Annotated in this window: 16 protein-coding genes and 1 pseudogene; 5 read left to right on the forward strand and 12 right to left on the reverse strand. The window is 43.7% G+C overall.

Annotated elements, in window-relative coordinates:
• Positions 1–78 precede the first annotated feature (78 nt).
• The gene (locus F6K63_RS21205; RefSeq protein ID WP_008189138.1) at positions 79–276 is read right to left on the reverse strand and encodes a hypothetical protein; all 198 of its coding nucleotides are present in this window, start codon (positions 274–276) and stop codon (positions 79–81) included.
• Positions 277–348: 72 nt separating this feature from the next.
• Here F6K63_RS21205 and F6K63_RS21210 point away from each other — a divergent pair, with 72 nt between their 5' ends.
• A complete protein-coding gene (locus F6K63_RS21210) occupies positions 349–1,695 on the forward strand; it encodes an RNA-guided endonuclease InsQ/TnpB family protein (RefSeq protein WP_008189137.1) in 1,347 nt (448 codons plus the stop codon).
• Positions 1,696–1,830: 135 nt separating this feature from the next.
• Here F6K63_RS21210 and F6K63_RS37940 read toward each other — a convergent pair.
• Both F6K63_RS37940 and F6K63_RS21225 read right to left on the reverse strand, forming a co-directional pair.
• Positions 1,831–2,272: pseudogene (locus F6K63_RS37940) on the reverse strand (hypothetical protein).
• A 641-nt stretch (positions 2,273–2,913) separates the two neighbouring features.
• Positions 2,914–3,117 (reverse strand): hypothetical protein, encoded by a 204-nt coding sequence (locus F6K63_RS21225; protein WP_008189134.1) that lies wholly within the window; start codon positions 3,115–3,117, stop codon positions 2,914–2,916.
• 678 nt (positions 3,118–3,795) lie between these two features.
• On the opposite strand from F6K63_RS21225, the gene F6K63_RS21230 reads away from it, so the two are divergent.
• Positions 3,796–3,960, forward strand: a complete 165-nt coding sequence (locus tag F6K63_RS21230) for a plasmid partition protein ParG (protein ID WP_198954017.1) — start codon at positions 3,796–3,798, stop codon at positions 3,958–3,960.
• Between the two features lie 105 nt (positions 3,961–4,065).
• Entirely contained in the window at positions 4,066–4,386 is a 321-nt protein-coding gene (locus F6K63_RS21235) for a helix-turn-helix domain-containing protein (protein WP_008189128.1), read from the forward strand.
• Positions 4,387–4,487: 101 nt separating this feature from the next.
• Here F6K63_RS21235 and F6K63_RS21240 read toward each other — a convergent pair whose 3' ends face one another.
• Together F6K63_RS21240 and F6K63_RS21245 are read right to left on the reverse strand one after the other, a co-directional pair.
• Positions 4,488–5,114 carry a type I restriction endonuclease gene (locus F6K63_RS21240; RefSeq protein WP_008189126.1) on the reverse strand — a complete coding sequence of 209 codons (627 nt, stop codon included), beginning with the start codon at positions 5,112–5,114 and terminating at the stop codon, positions 4,488–4,490.
• A 191-nt stretch (positions 5,115–5,305) separates the two neighbouring features.
• Complete coding sequence (locus tag F6K63_RS21245; protein ID WP_154659937.1) at positions 5,306–5,458, reverse strand: hypothetical protein; 153 nt, start codon at positions 5,456–5,458, stop codon at positions 5,306–5,308.
• Between the two features lie 189 nt (positions 5,459–5,647).
• On the opposite strand from F6K63_RS21245, the gene F6K63_RS21250 reads away from it, so the two are divergent.
• Positions 5,648–6,451 (forward strand): TPM domain-containing protein, encoded by an 804-nt coding sequence (locus F6K63_RS21250; RefSeq protein WP_008189123.1) that lies wholly within the window; start codon positions 5,648–5,650, stop codon positions 6,449–6,451.
• Positions 6,452–6,548: 97 nt separating this feature from the next.
• On the opposite strand, the gene rph is transcribed toward F6K63_RS21250, so the two are convergent.
• The 4 genes from rph to F6K63_RS21270 all read right to left on the reverse strand — a co-directional run bounded on the left by rph (position 6,549) and on the right by F6K63_RS21270 (position 11,678).
• Positions 6,549–7,253 carry a ribonuclease PH gene (gene rph, locus F6K63_RS21255; RefSeq protein WP_008189121.1) on the reverse strand — a complete coding sequence of 235 codons (705 nt, stop codon included), beginning with the start codon at positions 7,251–7,253 and terminating at the stop codon, positions 6,549–6,551.
• Positions 7,254–7,360: 107 nt separating this feature from the next.
• A complete protein-coding gene (locus F6K63_RS21260; protein ID WP_008189119.1) occupies positions 7,361–7,933 on the reverse strand; it encodes a deoxycytidylate deaminase in 573 nt (190 codons plus the stop codon).
• A 617-nt stretch (positions 7,934–8,550) separates the two neighbouring features.
• Complete coding sequence (locus tag F6K63_RS21265; RefSeq protein ID WP_287313069.1) at positions 8,551–10,059, reverse strand: thymidylate synthase; 1,509 nt, start codon at positions 10,057–10,059, stop codon at positions 8,551–8,553.
• A gap of 98 nt (positions 10,060–10,157) precedes the next feature.
• On the reverse strand, positions 10,158–11,678 hold the full coding sequence (locus F6K63_RS21270) for a dihydrolipoyl dehydrogenase family protein (protein ID WP_008189114.1): 1,521 nt from the start codon (positions 11,676–11,678) through the stop codon (positions 10,158–10,160).
• A 146-nt stretch (positions 11,679–11,824) separates the two neighbouring features.
• Between F6K63_RS21270 and F6K63_RS21275 the strand changes: the two genes are divergently transcribed.
• The gene (locus F6K63_RS21275) at positions 11,825–11,977 is read left to right on the forward strand and encodes a hypothetical protein (RefSeq protein ID WP_165691831.1); all 153 of its coding nucleotides are present in this window, start codon (positions 11,825–11,827) and stop codon (positions 11,975–11,977) included.
• Between the two features lie 33 nt (positions 11,978–12,010).
• Here F6K63_RS21275 and cobD read toward each other — a convergent pair whose 3' ends face one another.
• The 3 genes from cobD to F6K63_RS21290 all read right to left on the reverse strand — a co-directional run bounded on the left by cobD (position 12,011) and on the right by F6K63_RS21290 (position 16,458).
• Complete coding sequence (gene cobD / locus F6K63_RS21280) at positions 12,011–13,147, reverse strand: threonine-phosphate decarboxylase CobD (protein ID WP_287313070.1); 1,137 nt, start codon at positions 13,145–13,147, stop codon at positions 12,011–12,013.
• A gap of 26 nt (positions 13,148–13,173) precedes the next feature.
• Positions 13,174–13,458: a non-specific DNA-binding protein Hbs gene (gene hbs, locus F6K63_RS21285; RefSeq protein ID WP_008189112.1), complete on the reverse strand. Its 285-nt coding sequence runs from the start codon at positions 13,456–13,458 to the stop codon at positions 13,174–13,176.
• A 552-nt stretch (positions 13,459–14,010) separates the two neighbouring features.
• A complete protein-coding gene (locus F6K63_RS21290) occupies positions 14,011–16,458 on the reverse strand; it encodes a secretin GspD/PilQ domain-containing protein (protein WP_287313071.1) in 2,448 nt (815 codons plus the stop codon).
• Between the last annotated feature and the right edge of the window lie 129 nt (positions 16,459–16,587).

Genomic DNA, 16,587 nt, shown 5'->3' on the forward strand with positions numbered 1-16,587 from the left:
CTATGATAAAAAGGGTTAAAACTATTTTATTAAGGCTCCACTATACTAAGGTTTCGTCTCTAGGATGGATAGCCCCTCTCAAATACTGTCTATCTGTTTCCTCGCCCAACTCTCTATATACTCTCCTACACTTGTCCCAGCCTCTTCAGCAGACAATTGTAACCACTTCCAGGTAGTGTCAGTCAGCCAGATACCATGCTTTCTTTTTAGTTCATCATAATGAGCTGGAGCCCCCCTCATTCTTTTTTCTGGTTTTTTCTTTTTTATACTTGACATATCGAATTACCGTAGACTATACTAAAATGACTCTAGCAAAGAAACAAGAAAAACAAGGAGGTGATTTAATTCATGGCGACTCTTAGGCAAACATTTCGTCTATATCCCAACAAAACAGCTATATCAAAGATGTTTTACGCAAGAAAATTACATCAATTATTGTATAATGCGGGGATAGCTGATCGTCGCTATGAATGGAAAGCAAACAAGAAAACCATAGGGTACTTATATCAGCAAAACTGCTTGCCAGCTTTCAAGGAATGTTGGCCAGAGTACAAAGAACTTTACAGTACTTCTTTGCAAGCGACTCTTAAAAGAGTAGATTTAGCATACAATCGTTTCTTGAAGGGATTAAGTGAAATTCCTAGATACAAATCAATCAAGAAGTATTCAGGATGGACTTACCCTAGTAAGGCTGGATGGAAAGCTAATACCGATGGCAAAAACGGGACATTGGTATTGAATGATCTTGGTCTTGTCATCAAGATGCGTGGGCAAGCAAAGTTTTGGGGAACTCCAACAACTTTGACTATTGCTTATAAACCTAGTATTAATGCCTGGTTTGCTTCAATTACAGTCAAAGTTGATACACAGCAGACTAGATATGGCTCAGAATCTGATTTAGTCTACGAGAAAATCGTAGCTTATGACTTGGGAACTGAGACAGCAATTACAGCTTTCAACGGCGCGGAATTTGAAGAGATAGCCAATCAGAGGTTTACTAAAACCCTAGAGCCTAAAGTGAAAGCCGCTGGGAAAGAGAAACGCAGAAAGCAAGCCCCCGATTTCAAGAAAGGAATAAAAGCTTCTAATCGCTGGAAAAAAGCGAATAAGCGAGAGTCTCAACTAAAAATAAAAGCCGGATTACAACGTAAAGACTGGCAGCACAAAGTTACGTCAGATTTAGCTAGTCGTTATGACATCGGCGTAACTGAGAAGTTAAACACGAAAGGATTGACCCGAAAAGCAAAAAAAGGGTCAAAGAGAAAGAAACAGAAAGCTGGATTGAACAAAGCCATTTTAGATGTAGGTTTTGGCACTCTCAACAAGATGTTAACCTACAAAATTGAACTTAAGGGAGGGATTGTCCTTCAATTGCCAACCAGACAATTGAAGCCATCACAGCGCTGCCCAGAATGTGGAAAAGTTCATAAGAACTGGGCTGAATTATCAAATCGATACCATGTCTGCGATGCTTGTAGTTTTGAGTTTGACAGAGACAAGACCAGCGCCATGGTAATGTTCAATGCAGCATTAGGAAAACAGCCGGGGTACGGTGCTGACCTCGATAAACGTGGATTTTCTAGCTCTACTTCAAAGACCAGAAAGCATACTGGATCAATGAAGCAACTAGGGAAGTTGAAGCGTCAAAAATCACGCTCATCAGACGGGTCTGCTGACACCCCGTCCTGGCCGTAGGCCACGCTACGCGAACGAACAGGGCGGGGTAGTTCATTTCTTCTCCTTTGATCTTTCTAGCACAATTAGATTTTTTGACGCAATTAATTGAGTCTGAATATGAATTTTATTTAACGGGAGTTGTCAAAGAAGAAATTAATGGGAAGAATGATGAAGCGAGTGCTTTTGAATCTCTAGCCATTGCTCATGAGCATCCTTATCCCCACCAAATGAATCTACAGAAATTTTGCGCTCTGGCATGGGCTTGAGAGGGCCGCTGATGGGACTGTGCTTGCAGTAGCAAATTACGACCATATCGAAATCCATGTCAACCGGGATATCTGGTGTGTAGGTTTCGACCCGTGTAACTTCCCAATCGCTTTGACGGTAATGGGTTGATGAATCTGGATAGTTAGGATCAACAAACTGATCAACTCGAATAAACTCGCTTCGGACGGTATCCAGGTTCAGGCAGCGCCTTGTCGGAGCAGTCGTAATGCTCGAACAAAGTTTTGGTCAGAGAGCCAGAGTGAGCATATTTGCGCTCTTTCCATCCAGGTTGACGCTTTTCAGCACGAAAGACAATCCATTTACGCATTAGTCTTCCTCCTTTTCGGTGTCTTGACACTCCCCGCCTTGCGCATAGCGGGGATTCCTAGATCTGCGAGCCGCCTTAAACCGCCGTGTTCTAATCTTTGACGCCGCCACAAATTAGACAATATCTAAACCAAAAAACCCGTCGAGACCAAGTATTCAGTCAGTTCACAGCAGACCCAGAGGGCAGTTCTCCCTAGGCGTTTAACTACTTAATTGGAAGTGCATGTGCATAGTCCGTTTCCCTTCCTTTTCGTTTGGTTCCGGTGTGCCCCACCGTACCGTTTTATCTTGCATAGTGATTCTTCTGGGTTCACACACCAACTGTTAATTGATGATTGGGTTTTTAAAGAGGACTTTCCCTTCCCTCTAGACATTACTACTTTGAGGTCGATAAGTTACGGGTCTCTCTCCCGGCTCAGCCTACGGTTTTTCAGCCTGTATCTATCTTTAGAGTACAACAAATATTTGTGTGTGTCCATAAATTTGTTTCTTGTTTTTTGTAGATTTATAAGAGAAAGCAGTCCTAGAAGGATTTAAAGTTACCGTAAGAGAGTGGAGCCTTAATTATCAATTTTTAACCTTTTTGCGCGAGACCGACCCACCTTAAAGGCTCCACTCTCTAAGGTTTCGTCTCTAGGGGCTTTAAACCCAAAATTTTTTGTAATAGGATTTGGGAAATTCAGTTTTTCCTTCAAACACACAATCGACTTCAAGAACAGGGTTACCTGTTTCCTCGATATCAACCAATTGCCAGCCATATTTCTCAGCCATTTCCTCGCAGCAGTCCTGATCGGCTGCTGCATGGCGTGACTTGTTTTCGTTTTCGTCATACCTGGGTTTTGGCATACTTAGTTGCTCCTAGTTCCCTATCGTCGGACTTTGGAGAAGTTGTATTGGCTGAGTGTGGTTGCAGTTGCCGGGGCGCATTCTATATTTAGATTATACAGGTATCAGCCTGCATAATAATTCGTTTGATATAATGATATCATCAAAATATTTAAGCTTTTTGCTGGCTCTCCAAGACCGCAATGAATCCCTTCTGTTATTATTTTTTTTGACTGGTTAAAGATATCAGTTTTGTTAATTTAAAATTGAAAATAACAATTCAAAATTCACAAGCGACCCATATTAATGAGTGAGTTGATCAAGAGGAAAATCCCTATAGTTTTTCCTATCGGGCAAATCAAATATGAGGTCAAATTGGGTATCAGGGACTCGCTGACGCCATAACTGAAGGTGTCCCTCTGCGTCGGAGCGAGTGCAGTAGCGACCGACGATTACCCATTTGATTACCCATTGCGTTGGGGAAGGCGGGTAACTGCCCAAGCTTGCAAGTTTTGTGGATAAGCCATAATGGAGCTATCTTGGTTGAACAATGGAGTAGTAGCCAGCCCATGAACTCTGACGGCTCGGCGCGCGGGATTGCCCTATCCTACCTTATGGCTGGGAAAATAAATTTATAAATTTTGTAAAAAAAATCATTGATGCCAGAATGGAGTAAAGTTGTTTACTGGTAGTAGGACAGTGGCTGAAGAATCAATACGGGTTTATCTATCCAAAGATAAAAAAAAGAACTTTAAAGCGGCTTGTGTTATGCAAGACAGGGATATGAGCGATGTGGTCAATGAATTAATTGATAAGTGGCTTGACCAAAATGGCGTATATATACACGGAGAAAAGGAGACATGAATAAATCCTGAAACCCTAGCGGTAATAGGTTTACAGGCTGATGCGATCGCGCAGCGTCGGCTTTGCCGAATCGCATTTCAGTATTTCTGGTTATATCTCATTTTGATGCCTTACTATAATCCTTTGAAGTCTGGCATTAAAACCATGCTGAGCCAGCATACTGTGACAGAGAAAAGTAAAAGGCGCAAACACACCAGTGATTCACCCTTGGAGGCTCTAAGAATTGAACGCACCAATTTGTCTCAAGACGAATTAGCAATCTACTGTGGTATTCCTCGTGCGACTTACCAGCGCTGGGTCTCTGGTAGGACTGAGGCTAGACCAACGCTGCGGCAACTGAAATTGCTGTGCCAACGACTAGGGATTGAGCACATCGATCAGCTGCCAGAGGAATTTGGACCACCTAGTAGCGCTGAGCGCAATTAAAAATTCAAAATTCTTGAATGGTTACTATAGCGTTTTCACATCAGATGTGAAACCGCTATACTTCCTTCTTGAGCTGAGAGCTGACAGCTATAAGCTGTCAGTCATTCACCTACTAACTGACCTAAGTGTTTTAATATTCTCGCGACAGTATATAGATCATTGCCACGATTCAGCAGAGAGAACTGATTAGAAAAAGCATATTGCAGTTTATCCTGTCGAATTAGTTTCAGAAAAATAAATTCACCGCCATTAGTGACAAATCCGAAAGCAGGCTTTTCTAGCTCAGGATTAGCCAACATATAAGCTAGAGCTTGTGGTATCCCTACTTTTAAAGAGTATTCTGCTCGTTTTGCTTCAATCACCACTATCCAAAACTGAGGTTGGCAAATCAAAATATCAATTCGTCCCCTGACAATCGTTTGCTGATCTTCCGATGAAATTTGTACATCCTTTTCAGCAAGAATATAGAATGGTGGGCGATAAAAATCAGCAATTCTCAACAATGGGGATAGCACCACCATTTTGACAATCGGTTCTACCATGGGATACTCAGATAAGTGCAGATAGTCATCCTTGACCCGATCTAGCCATTGCTTTTCTAGCTCATTTAGTTCTGGTAAATCCTCTTGCCATTCTGGGAATAATTTCTCATCATTAGTAGGCTCTAGTCCAAATTTGTCCTTCAATTGAGGCAGAGAAATATCTTGGGCTACGATTGTTTCTACCATTATGATTTGGGATTTGGGATTTGGGATTTGGGAATTTAAATTTTATTTTTAATTCCTAATACTCTTACCTTATTATAAGCGATCGCGTACCGTTGCTTACGGCCAATCGTAAAACTAATATCGCTCTAAATTTTAAGTAATTACTGCATTACCTGGTTATTTAACTAGTGCAATACTGTTTAATTTAACCCCTAACTCTGATTCTCATTCCACAGTTGTTTTTGATCACCACCTGATGGAATCCAGTCGCTAACTGGGGATAGTTCTGGAAATTCAACTTGTAACCAACCTATACTGCCGTTTCCTCCCACATCTCCCACAATACCTACACTACCCACAACCACCACACATCCCTTTTGACCCTGACTTAAAAAACGTACCCCTGTTAATTATCTCTGTAGTGTACAAGATCGAACATTTTGCGATCGCAACCAAGATTAGAATAAAGTAAACAAGTGTAAAGAAATGCTTAGTTTTACTTGATTCTTTATCTAAAAGATAAGCATACTGTCCATTGCCGGTTGAAAATAACTATGCAGTATCTGTTTCCAAAACGAATTTTAGTATCCCTGGCAGCACTGTTCCTAGCTTGTTCTATGTGGGCGATTGCTCCTGAGGCCAAGGCTTACGACAATCCTGAGTTACTGCCCGAGGTTCAAACACCAGTCATTGATTTAGCGAACTTTATTCCAGAGCTTCAAGAGCAGAGACTAATCCAAGATTTAGAAAGCTTTGAGGAAGAAACTGGCTGGAAACTCCGAGTTTTGACCCAATATGACCGCACCCCTGGTCGGGCAGTCAAAGAGTTTTGGGGACTTAACGACAAAAGTATGTTACTGATTGCTGACGCCCGAGGCGGCAATATCCTAGGGTTTAACGTGGGTGATGCCCTGTATGAATTCCTTCCTCGGACATTTTGGGTAGAGTTGCAAACCCGATTTGGTAATCTCTACTTTGTACGGGACAATGGCGAAAACCAATCCATTATCGAATCCCTAAATACGGTCAAGCAATGCCTGCGCCAAGGGGGATGTCGGGTGGTGCCTGGACTACCACGGGAACAGTGGATTCTGACCCTAATTACTTCTACTGTTGGAGGAGTGATTTTTGGATTTGCGGCTATCCCCCGCAAACGGGAACAGGTTTTCGCTTGGCAATGGGCTTTGATTTTGTCACCACTTTGGGGTATCCTGTTTATTGCCTTCGGTATTGGACCTGTGGTGACACGCACCTCCGATTACTTGCCACTATTGCGCAATATTATTGGTTTCGTTCTTGGTGCCCTTGTGGCTTACTTGTCACCGATGATTAGTGAATCCTCAGCCTCAGAAACTTAACACCTGGTCAAATCCCTGTAATTTCCGGAATTTTCCGGAAATTAATTAATAGCTAGGTTCCAGGAGTTCCTACTCAGTACTCAGCACTATGTTTCTGCTAGCGCTGTGCTTCTAATAACTCCTTAATACCTTTTTCTGCTAGGTCAATCAACTGATTGAGTTGATGGCGAGTATAAGCCCCTGACTCCGCTGTTCCCTGAACCTCAATAATACCCATTTCGTCGTTCATCACTACATTAAAATCCACCTCAGCCGCCACATCTTCGATATAGTTGAGGTCTAAAAACGGCTCACCCTCCAATAAACCGACGGAGACAGCAGCAACTTGGTGAATTAAAGGCGATCGCTCTAGTACTCCCGTTTTAACCAGTTTATCCACAGCATCCACCAGAGCAACATATCCCCCAGTAATGGAAGTAGTGCGGGTACCTGCATCCGCCTGTATAACATCCGCATCCACTGTTAACGTCCTCTCCCCCAAGGCTTTGAGATCAACAGCAGCCCGTAAACTGCGTCCGATCAGCCGCTGAATTTCCTGAGTTCGACCCGAAAGCTTGAGAAGTTCCCGTCTTTGGCGTTCCGGTGTTGCTCCTGGTAACATCCTATACTCAGCGGTTAACCAGCCGCTGCCAGTATCCTTGAGAAATCGGGGTACTTCCTCCTGAACCGTCACGGTACAAAGTACTTTGGTCTCACCACAGTGAGCTAGGACGGAACCAGGAGCATAGCGGGTAAATTCTCGCTCAAACAAAATGGGACGTAGTTGATCCGGTTGTCGGTTATCAGGACGCTGCCAAGACATAAGTTATATAGCAAAGGAAGTAGGAAGTAGGGAGTAGGGAGTAGGGAGTAGGGAGTAGGGAGTAGGGAACAAAAATTATCACAATATTATTGAGCTATATTATCGAGCTAGTCACCTTTAATAATTGTGTAATTGTGATCGATAATTGGATTCGACAACTTCGGAACAGATGTTGGATTGAGTAGAAATGAAGCTGCTCGTTTAGCTGTTTCTTCACTTAACTGGATTTGGGTTAGGCTAACCAAGCCCTCTTTCATAAAATGATCTCTAACTAGAGCTTTCTCTCCACTATTGAAGATAGTCTCATAAAAAACTTTCTTTATGCCAGCTGAAATGATTAACTTTAAGCAAGAGACACAGGGTTCCAGGGTGACATAAATACTGGCTCCAGCAGTGGCAATACCATGTTTGGCTGCAAACGCGATCGCATTCGCTTCAGCATGAACAGCTCGGGATGGCATGGTACGAGACGCATCGCAGCTACTTAGTCCAGGATAGCAGTATCCCTGAGCTGTGCAATGAATTGAGCCAGATGGGGAACCATTGTAACCTGTTGCTAAAATCTGATTGTTTTGAACAATCACTGCTCCTACAGGAAACGCTAAACAGGTTGAGCGAGTAGCTGCTAGCTTAGCCATCATTAAAAAGTATTCATCCCAGTTTGGTCTTTCATTAGTCATTGGTAATTGCCAAATTTTAAATGGTCAATTTTATAGCAAGGTAAATCTAGTTTATGATCTAAAATATAGCACTACGCATTAAGATTATGATATTCCTAAACTCGGAAACTTAGTCATAGCTTACTTCTGACTTCTGACTTCGTTCCTTCTGACTTGCGCGTAGCGCTATATCATCTCTGTTTCAAGGGAACAGGGAACAGGGAACAGGGAATAGGGAACAAGGAACATAAACATGTCTTAACCTTTACTTCGACTGTTATAATACTTCGACTGCTATAACTTGTTATCTTACAAATAACTATTGTTCAAAATGTCTTTGGTTATTGTTTACACCAAAAATCCTTTTTTTAGTTATCTATAGTTGATGCTTATAAAGCATTTATCCTAGTCATGATGTAGAGTCAATTTTTCCATTAACCACTCCCTAAGGGAGTAGCCAAAAAATAAAATACCAGATTTTAGCTTGTAGGGTGGGCAAAAACATTTTGGTTCAAATGAGTCTTATAGATAAGATAACTTTGCCCACCCTACTTTAATTGGTATTTTTTTTACATGCAAGTCCCTAATCCCTACTCCCGTGCCACCCATTACTTTGTAGTTCATAATTACTAAAAACGCTATAATTGCTGATAATTTTTGTCTTCCTTTATGGCTATCCAAGCTTTTTCTAATTCTATTCCTAAATAGACCGCATGACTAGGTTGTATTGAAGGATTATCACTACAAATTTTTCTAGCTAAACTCATGGCATTTTTACCAGAATACGTAGCAATTACTTCCCCGCTACCAGGGGTTGTCTGCTTCACTATAATATTAGTATTTTCGGTTTCAATCAAGAAATTACCAATCGAATCAGCATACTGTTTCTGTTCTGAATTGATAAGTTTTTGATACTGATTTTGAATAATCCGATCAGCATAGTCATAACAATCATCATAAATATGAGCACTTTGACTAACAGTAATCAGCGGTCCCATTTTTAATTGAATACCCCCGCGCTTAGCAATTTGGTCTTTAACATACTGCTGTAGGGCTCTGAGTCCAAAGGCATTAGCTGCCCAGGCGCTAAACATATCATTACTTCTCAATGTTGCGGTTAGGGACAATTCATTATCCACAACTCTCAGCCAGATGTGATTCAGACAAGGACTACCCCCTTTCTCATGGTCTTTCACATCCCACAGGGACATCACTGCACTGGCGGCATCAATTTCACCAATGAGTTTGGTGATGACTTGCTCGATTTGGTCACGTCCGAACCAAGAACGTAGACGTTGACCATAAGTATATTTCACCCCTTCTACTACGGGTGCGTCGTCCAGGATTTGATGAATGTATTCTTGGATAAAGTCGCGATCGCATGGTAAATAATTGGGCTGAGGAAAGTAAAATTCAGGAGGTTCTGCCGTTACTACTGCCATTAAATCAATTAGCTCTTGCCAATATCCGTCATAACCGGTGGGCCGAATTGTGCCGGTAGTTTTAATGCGATGAATTATTTTAACCCAAGTTTCAGCTATCGTTCGCCCTTGAATGCGATGTCCGTAGCGCGGTCCTGGTTTTAGGGGGGCACAGCCAGATGCCCCGACATCATTGGCCATGGGAAATTCTAATGGTGTTCCCCAGGGCTCTTGAGTTTTGGAGCCATAAGACTTAACCAGACTAACGGCTTGGGTAATCGAATCAGCCTCTGCCACAGAAATTTCCTTTCTGAGTTGTTCTAGGATGACTAAGGGAATCTCGATGTCAATATACCCTTTGATAGAAGAGCGAATCACCCAGCAGTGACGACCAGTATCACTACTCCCTTCTTCAACCCCATGGTGGAAAAAGTCCAGCAAGCAAGTTCCACTCCCAGCATTGCGGTCTTCCTTAGTAGCGTTGAGAATGACCAAGTAGCGGACATGGGGATTAGCGAGGAGATTACGAATGAGTAGGCTAATTCCCCGGGTGGGACTGTATAACTGTCCGACCACAGCAAATTCCGAGGGGTTTAACTTTTTTGCGATCGCGTCTTTGATCGTCCATCCGGTAATCACCGCCGTTTGACCTGTACCGTAAATCAGTTGGTTAGGCTTGTACAGGGGTTTATACTGGAATTCATTTGGTTTGCTGATTGCTGTCATTTTAATGCAGAAGTTGAAGCTTGAATGTTGACTTTTAAATTTTAAATGTTAACTGTTAAATACTTAAGGTTTAAGCTTAAAGTAATGGTAATCAACATTCATTTTGACCAACTACGGCGTAGGTTAAAGAAGCCTTCCAGAAAGTTTTTTAAAGTCTGATTACGACTCATTCGTTGGCGCTGCCACTCGATTGCCGTTTTCTTAAAAATCTCTGACAAGGTCGGATAGGGATAATAGACATTTGCCAACAGACCCAAGTTAATTTTCTGCTCAATCGCTAGGGTAATTTCCCCAATTAATTCTGTTGCTTGTGATCCAACTATGGTTGCTCCTAAAATTGTCCCATTGCGCCCCACTACCAGTTTCATATACCCAGTGGTTTGCCCCAGGAGCTGAGCCTGATCTAACTCTTTAAAATATTCTCGCATCACCCATAGATTCTTACCATAGCGCTTTCTAGCTTCTACTTCTGTAAGACCTACCCGTGCTAATTGGGGTTCAGTTAAGACTGTCCAAGGAATCCCGTGATAGTCCACCTTAAAGCAGGGGAAAAACAATGCATTCTTCAAGGCAATGCTGGCTTGATACTGGGCAATATGGCCACAGGGATAACCACCAGCCATCTTGCCACAGCTATAGATGCGGGGATTAGTCGTTTGTAGCTTCTGATTGAGCTGAAGACCCTGCTGAGTGTACTTTATCCCAACCCCTTCTAGATTTAAGGATTCCACATTGGGTTGCTCACCCGTAGCCAGTAAAATGGCATCAGCTTCAATCGCCTTATTACCAGCCTGAACCCAGGTTTTACCCTCAATCTCTCTGACCTGATCAACTGGACTATCCGTCAGAACCCGAATTCCCTCAGCTTCTAACTGAGCTTGTATGAGCCTAGATGCTTCTAGGTCTTCCTGGAACAAAATACGGGTAGTACTGACCACCAACGTTACCTCACAACCGAGTCTCACTAAGGTCTGAGCTAGTTCTGGAGCAATAGGCTCATCACCAATTACTACCCAGCTTTTGGGTAGTGAAGGTTGGGAGGTTGAACCTGCAACCTTCAACTTTCCAACCTTCAACACTTTGTGCCAGATATCGTTTGGTGTGAAATAGTCTATGGTCTGTAACCCTTTGATATCGCTAATATCTGGGCGAGAGCCAGTAGCGATCAGATACGCACGAGACCGCAAACGTCGGTTGTTGACTACAAAACCGAGGTGAGGCAGTCGGCAAAATTCCCCCTCACCCGTGATAATATCAATTCCTAAAGCAGCTAAAATAGCCGGAGAATTCTGTTCTGAGCAGTTGGCAACCACTAGATTAGCCCATTCCATCACCTCAGTTAGTGGTAGGGATGGAAACCCGGTCTGTGACATGTCTGGTTCAGTTGAATCAGCTATTTGAGGATAAATACGCCATTGAGCAGCGTCACGCATCTGCTCAAGCTTACGCCCAATCTCACTTAATACTCTGGTGTAAATAGCCCCTTGTCCTAGCCAGCTAGTTTGTCCTGGCTGAGGGTCTACCAGAGCCACACGAGCCTTTAAACCAGCAGCCGCAACAGCAGCATAGACACCAGCAGGAGTGCTACCAATGATAATTAGGTCATAGTCAACAGTCATTCGTCCAACAGTTAAAGGTTAGCAGGTTACAGGCAGCCCTTGGCGTTCCCGTAGGGTAGGTTGAAGGTTACAGGTTACAGGTTACAGGTGACGCGGTTTCAAGTTACAGGTTACAGGTTGAAAGTTACAGGTTTCAGGCTCTAACCTTGGCCTTTTGGCCACGCTACGCGAACAACCATCTAACTAACCTATCCGACAACAGACGCCTACGGCCAGCAACCTTCAACCTTCAACCTTCTAACCTTCAACCTTCAACCTTCAACCTTCAACCTTCTAACCTTCAACCTTCAACCTTCTAACCTTCAACCTTCTAACCTTCAACCTTCTAACCTTCAACTTATCAAGATAGCGTCTAAAGCTGTTAGTAAGCGTTGGTTATCTGCCTGTGTACGTACAGCGACCCGGAAAAAGCGATCGCCTAATTCCGGGAAGCTTAGGCAATCTCGAATCAGAATCCGATGGTGTTGGAGTAGTTGTGCTTGGATCTGTGAAGTGGATTTTTCTGAGTGTACTAGCAAGAAGTTAGCTGCACTGGGGTAAGGTTGGAGACCAGGTAACTTAGCCAGTCCCTGAAACAGTTGCCTACGCGCTGGTGCTAACCAATCCCAGGTTTGCTGTTGAAATGCTCTATCCTGGACCACGGCAGCTGCGGCTGCCGCTGCTAAGGTATTGATTGGCCAAGGGTCCCGCCACTTCTGCCAACGTTGGAGTCGCTCAGGGTGGGCAATGCCATAACCTAGTCTGAGTCCAGGAAGGCTGTAAAACTTGGTAAGCGATCGCAAAATTACCAAGTTCGGATAATCCCCAATTAAAGGAATCAGGCTTTGCTCCTGCTCAGGAGGCAGGAAATCCATGAAAGCCTCATCCACAATCACCAAAGCAAATTGCTTCAGATAAGGCTCAATTGCTTCTAAGGTAAACAATTGACCTGTGGGATTGTGGGGGGTATTCAGCAGCAAACCCTTTCGAGTCCCCTCTTGTGGGAGTAAGGAAGTAAGGGAGTCAGGGAGTAAGGGCATCAAAGAATCAATCTCGCGGCCCATCTCCCCATCTCCCCATCTGAGACTAGGTCTCGAGAGTTCCCTCATCAGGGGGCACTTCCTAATTCTTGCTCCAAATGCCTTCAGTCCCCGTTGGTAGTCCCTAAATGCTGGGGTAATCATCAAGGTCTGATCTAGTTCTGATAGCTCGCGACAAGCCCAAGTTAATAATTCGGCTGAGCCATTACCTGGAAGAATCCAGTCTGGGGGCAGGGTTGGATGCAGTTGCGTCAAACACTGCCGCAGCTCGGCATAATTGGGGTCAGGATAAGCTACCAGGTTATTTAGCCCAGACTCAATCGCTGCGATCGCACTTTTAGGGGGACCAAGAGGATTGATGCTGGCAGAAAAATCAATAATTAAGGAAGGAGGACAGTTAGCCAGTGCTGCTGCCCAGGCTAAATTTCCCCCGTGAGTTGGTCGTTTCAAGGACAAGTTTCTGAGTGAATCAGCGATTACTCCTTCGGTGGTGCAACTCTCTCTTTAAAAACCTTACCAGCAGAAAAGGCTGGAACCTTAGTTGCCGGAATTTCCATCTTTTCACCGGTTTTGGGATTGCGGCCCTCACGAGCCTTACGCTCCCGGGATTCAAAGGAACCAAAGCCCACTAAGGTGACTTTATCACCCTCGGACACTGCTTCCATAATCGTCTCTATCGTAGCAGTTAGTACTGCATCGGCTTGTTTTTTGGTTACAGTAGCTTTTTCCGCCACTTTATCAACTAATTCACCCTTATTCATTCAAATCTCCTTGTTTTTCAGATCATCCAACCAGGGTTTTCAACAAAAAAATCGCTGCAACACTCGCAGCTTCAAGGTTTCACTGCATTATTCTAATGTTTGCAATGCCTATATGGATCGTTGAATGCTTTAATTTATATAGATTTCAGAATTTTGCCCCAAAATGCTCCCCTAAATTTATTCCTGAGGGAGTAGGCAATCAGAATTTTTGATGATCAATCATTGTTAATTATATATAATTCATTTAAGGTAAGCCCCTCGCTCTAGCAGTGCTTGGTGAGCCTCCTATGGGATAGCAAAGGTGAGAGCCTTTTTTATATATTGACAATAAACCTTAAAATAAGGTATAATTAAGGATTTATAAAAATTAAATCAAACCAAGTCAATAAAATTGTCAACCAAAAACAAATAAACACGTAAAAGTTTCAAAACCTAACTATTCCCACCACTAAAGTAGGGGGGAGTAGTCAAATCCATAAGTTGATTACCCCCGAGCGAGCAATCCCTCGCTCGGGGAGATAAGTGTTGATTGACGTTTACCTTACCTTTACCTTAATTACCTGGAGACTGAAATCCTCCCCGGTTTAACATTTGACGGGCATCCCGTCCAGGAGTGTAGCTGTAACCATACCCACCATTGCGGTCTGTATCATCCATAATTTGAGGGGTCAGCAGGATAATCACTTCACGGCGTTCATTGACCTTCTCGGTACTTCTGAACAGAGCACCAAGTAAGGGAATATCACCCAAAACTGGCACTTTCGTTATGGTTGTGCGGTCATTGTCCTGAATAATGCCAGATAGAATTAACGTCTGACCATCCCGCAGACGAACTAGCCCAGAGCTCAGTTCTCGGCGACTGAGGAATGTGATTGTATTTTCTGCATTATCACTCTCAAACACTTGAGTTCCCGAAGGAGCTGTGATTATGGGAGCTGTAGATAAGGTGATAAAACCATTGTCGTCAATTCTCTCAACATTCACATTTAGCGTTAAACCAGCCTCTTCAATAACCGGGGTGATGGTTCTAGTGGCCACACCACCATCTAAGTCTATATCTGTCCTCACACTAGTCAGTACTTCCTGAACCAACTTGACACTAGCTTGCTGCCCTTCTTGGATCACTAGAGTCGGGTCGGTCAGAATCTTGGCGTTGCTGCTCTCTATCTGAGCCTCCAAGGTTAATAAGAACTTATCAGGGAACTCAAATAGAGAAGGAAGAGCAAAATCAAACTCGTTTCCATCATCTTGACGCTGGACATCCGTCACACCTGGCTGGAATGGATTATTATTTCGACCAAAACCAGGACGTGCGAAGAGTGATGGAGTACCAGCGGTTTCATTGAAACCCTCAATCACGTTATCAAAGGGAGCATTTTGTCTATCGAAGAATATATCACCGTCTCCGTCTACAGCACGAAAATCAAATGGCTCAATATTAGGAAACTGACCACTAATTACATCATCTCTACTGGGGGGATTAACCCTGCCGAAATTAACTGCTGCGGCTCCGCCATCACTGACTACAAAGGTATCATTAATCCCAAAGGAGAAACTGGCATTATAAGCATCCGTTCCAGCCAGGTTAACATCAATAATCTTGACATTTACTGCCACTTGACGGCGACGAGCATCCAACTGTTTGAGTAAAGAGGTCGCAATTTCAATTTGCCTGGGCTCACCTACCAGAGATATAGAATTAAGTCGCTCATCCGTAGATACTGCTAATCCCTCCAGCAACAGTGCCCCTTGGCTACCGTCTTCCCGCTCAGCGGTAACTGGTTGAATTTCTGGGGCTCGTTGGATTTGTCGCACCACTCGTTGGGTTTCAGGATCGATGATTTCTTCGGTCTCGCTTACTACCTGTTGCACTTCTGCTCCCTGAGTGGCTAAGAAAGTAGCAGCCCCTTGGGCACTGGCTTGATTGAGCCGTAGAGTACGACTAATTAAATTACGAGCGGCTTGAGGGAGTTTGGCCCCAACAAAAATTGTGCTTCCCCGACGGTTAGCCTGAAGACCAGACAGCTGGAGAATATAGTTGAAAGCATCTTGGACGGGTTCGTTTTCTAAATCAATAGAAATGGTGAACTGTGCTACACCCGAGTCTTCATCTGACTCAGCAAAGGCCAGATTGAGTCCAGCAGAACGAGCCAACAGAGACAACACTTCTCGAATCGGTGCTTCTCGTAATACTAAACGGGGCACTAGAATTGCTGTGCCAAGATCTATAGTGCTAGCAGCAGCATTAATATTGGAAACTGCAATATCCCCTACTGGTGGTGCTACTGCTCTAGGTAAGAAGGGGGGCGCTGGCGCAATCGGTTGCACCGCATTAGCTGGAGCTGCCGGTATCCCATCAATAATAATTTCTGGCTCAGGTACCAGCACATCTGGTTCAGGAGCCACGATTTCTGGAGGTTCAGGAGTTTCTGAGGGGTTAGCCTCTGTCTCTGGTTCTGGTTCAGAAAGTTCCGCTGGTTTCTCCATCTGTTCCGTTTCAGTATTAGTTTCTGTATTAGGAAATTGAGGATTAGGAACTTGAGCCAGCTTCATCACCGATGAGTCTTGGATAGATAATATCCCCTGATTCTCAGTAGTGGTGTCAATGCCTAAGGTAATTCCCTGAGCGTCCCTTTGGATCAGTGAACTTATTGGCAGTTTGTCAGTGCCTCGAATTGTCACCCTGACCCGATTGTCATCCAGTTCCTTAACCGCAACCGCACTGATATTGGGTAGGGGGTTAGTTTCACGGAAGTTAGTCCCTTTGGGCAAACTCAGCTGGGTATTAACCAGATCAGCTACCAAAACATTGCCTTGGTTAACAGCAAAAATCTGTGGACGCTCATTGCCCCCTTTTGTCTCAAGTTTCAGTTCCAGTTCACTCCCCTGCTGGTTGAACCGTATGGCACTAACTTGGCTTGCTGCGACTACAGGCTGTGTTGCCCATAAAGCCACTGCTGTAGCCGCAAACACTCCACCACATACTTGAATCTGTCTCACGGTCACTTCCTCAAATCTCCTGACTCAAATCACAGAAATTATTCCATACAAAGGGCTGTTGACGGTTGACTATTGACTATTGACCGTTGAGACGTTAAAGAGAAAACACTAAACACTCAACAAACAACC

This window comes from Moorena sp. SIO1G6 (assembly GCF_010672795.1).
Lineage (GTDB): Bacteria > Cyanobacteriota > Cyanobacteriia > Cyanobacteriales > Coleofasciculaceae > Moorena > Moorena producens.

Excerpts from the sequence above, each read along its gene's own strand:
- F6K63_RS21260 (WP_008189119.1), bottom strand. The coding sequence starts at position 7,933 with ATGACTAATGAAAGACCAAACTGGGATGAATACTTTTTAATGATGGCT.
- F6K63_RS21265 (WP_287313069.1), bottom strand. The coding sequence starts at position 10,059 with ATGACAGCAATCAGCAAACCAAATGAATTCCAGTATAAACCCCTGTAC.
- F6K63_RS21270 (WP_008189114.1), bottom strand. The coding sequence starts at position 11,678 with ATGACTGTTGACTATGACCTAATTATCATTGGTAGCACTCCTGCTGGT.
- F6K63_RS21210 (WP_008189137.1), top strand. The coding sequence starts at position 349 with ATGGCGACTCTTAGGCAAACATTTCGTCTATATCCCAACAAAACAGCT.
- hbs (WP_008189112.1), bottom strand. The coding sequence starts at position 13,458 with ATGAATAAGGGTGAATTAGTTGATAAAGTGGCGGAAAAAGCTACTGTA.
- rph (WP_008189121.1), bottom strand. The coding sequence starts at position 7,253 with ATGTCTTGGCAGCGTCCTGATAACCGACAACCGGATCAACTACGTCCC.
- F6K63_RS21225 (WP_008189134.1), bottom strand. The coding sequence starts at position 3,117 with ATGCCAAAACCCAGGTATGACGAAAACGAAAACAAGTCACGCCATGCA.
- F6K63_RS21205 (WP_008189138.1), bottom strand. The coding sequence starts at position 276 with ATGTCAAGTATAAAAAAGAAAAAACCAGAAAAAAGAATGAGGGGGGCT.
- F6K63_RS21250 (WP_008189123.1), top strand. The coding sequence starts at position 5,648 with ATGCAGTATCTGTTTCCAAAACGAATTTTAGTATCCCTGGCAGCACTG.
- F6K63_RS21240 (WP_008189126.1), bottom strand. The coding sequence starts at position 5,114 with ATGGTAGAAACAATCGTAGCCCAAGATATTTCTCTGCCTCAATTGAAG.
- F6K63_RS21235 (WP_008189128.1), top strand. The coding sequence starts at position 4,066 with ATGCCTTACTATAATCCTTTGAAGTCTGGCATTAAAACCATGCTGAGC.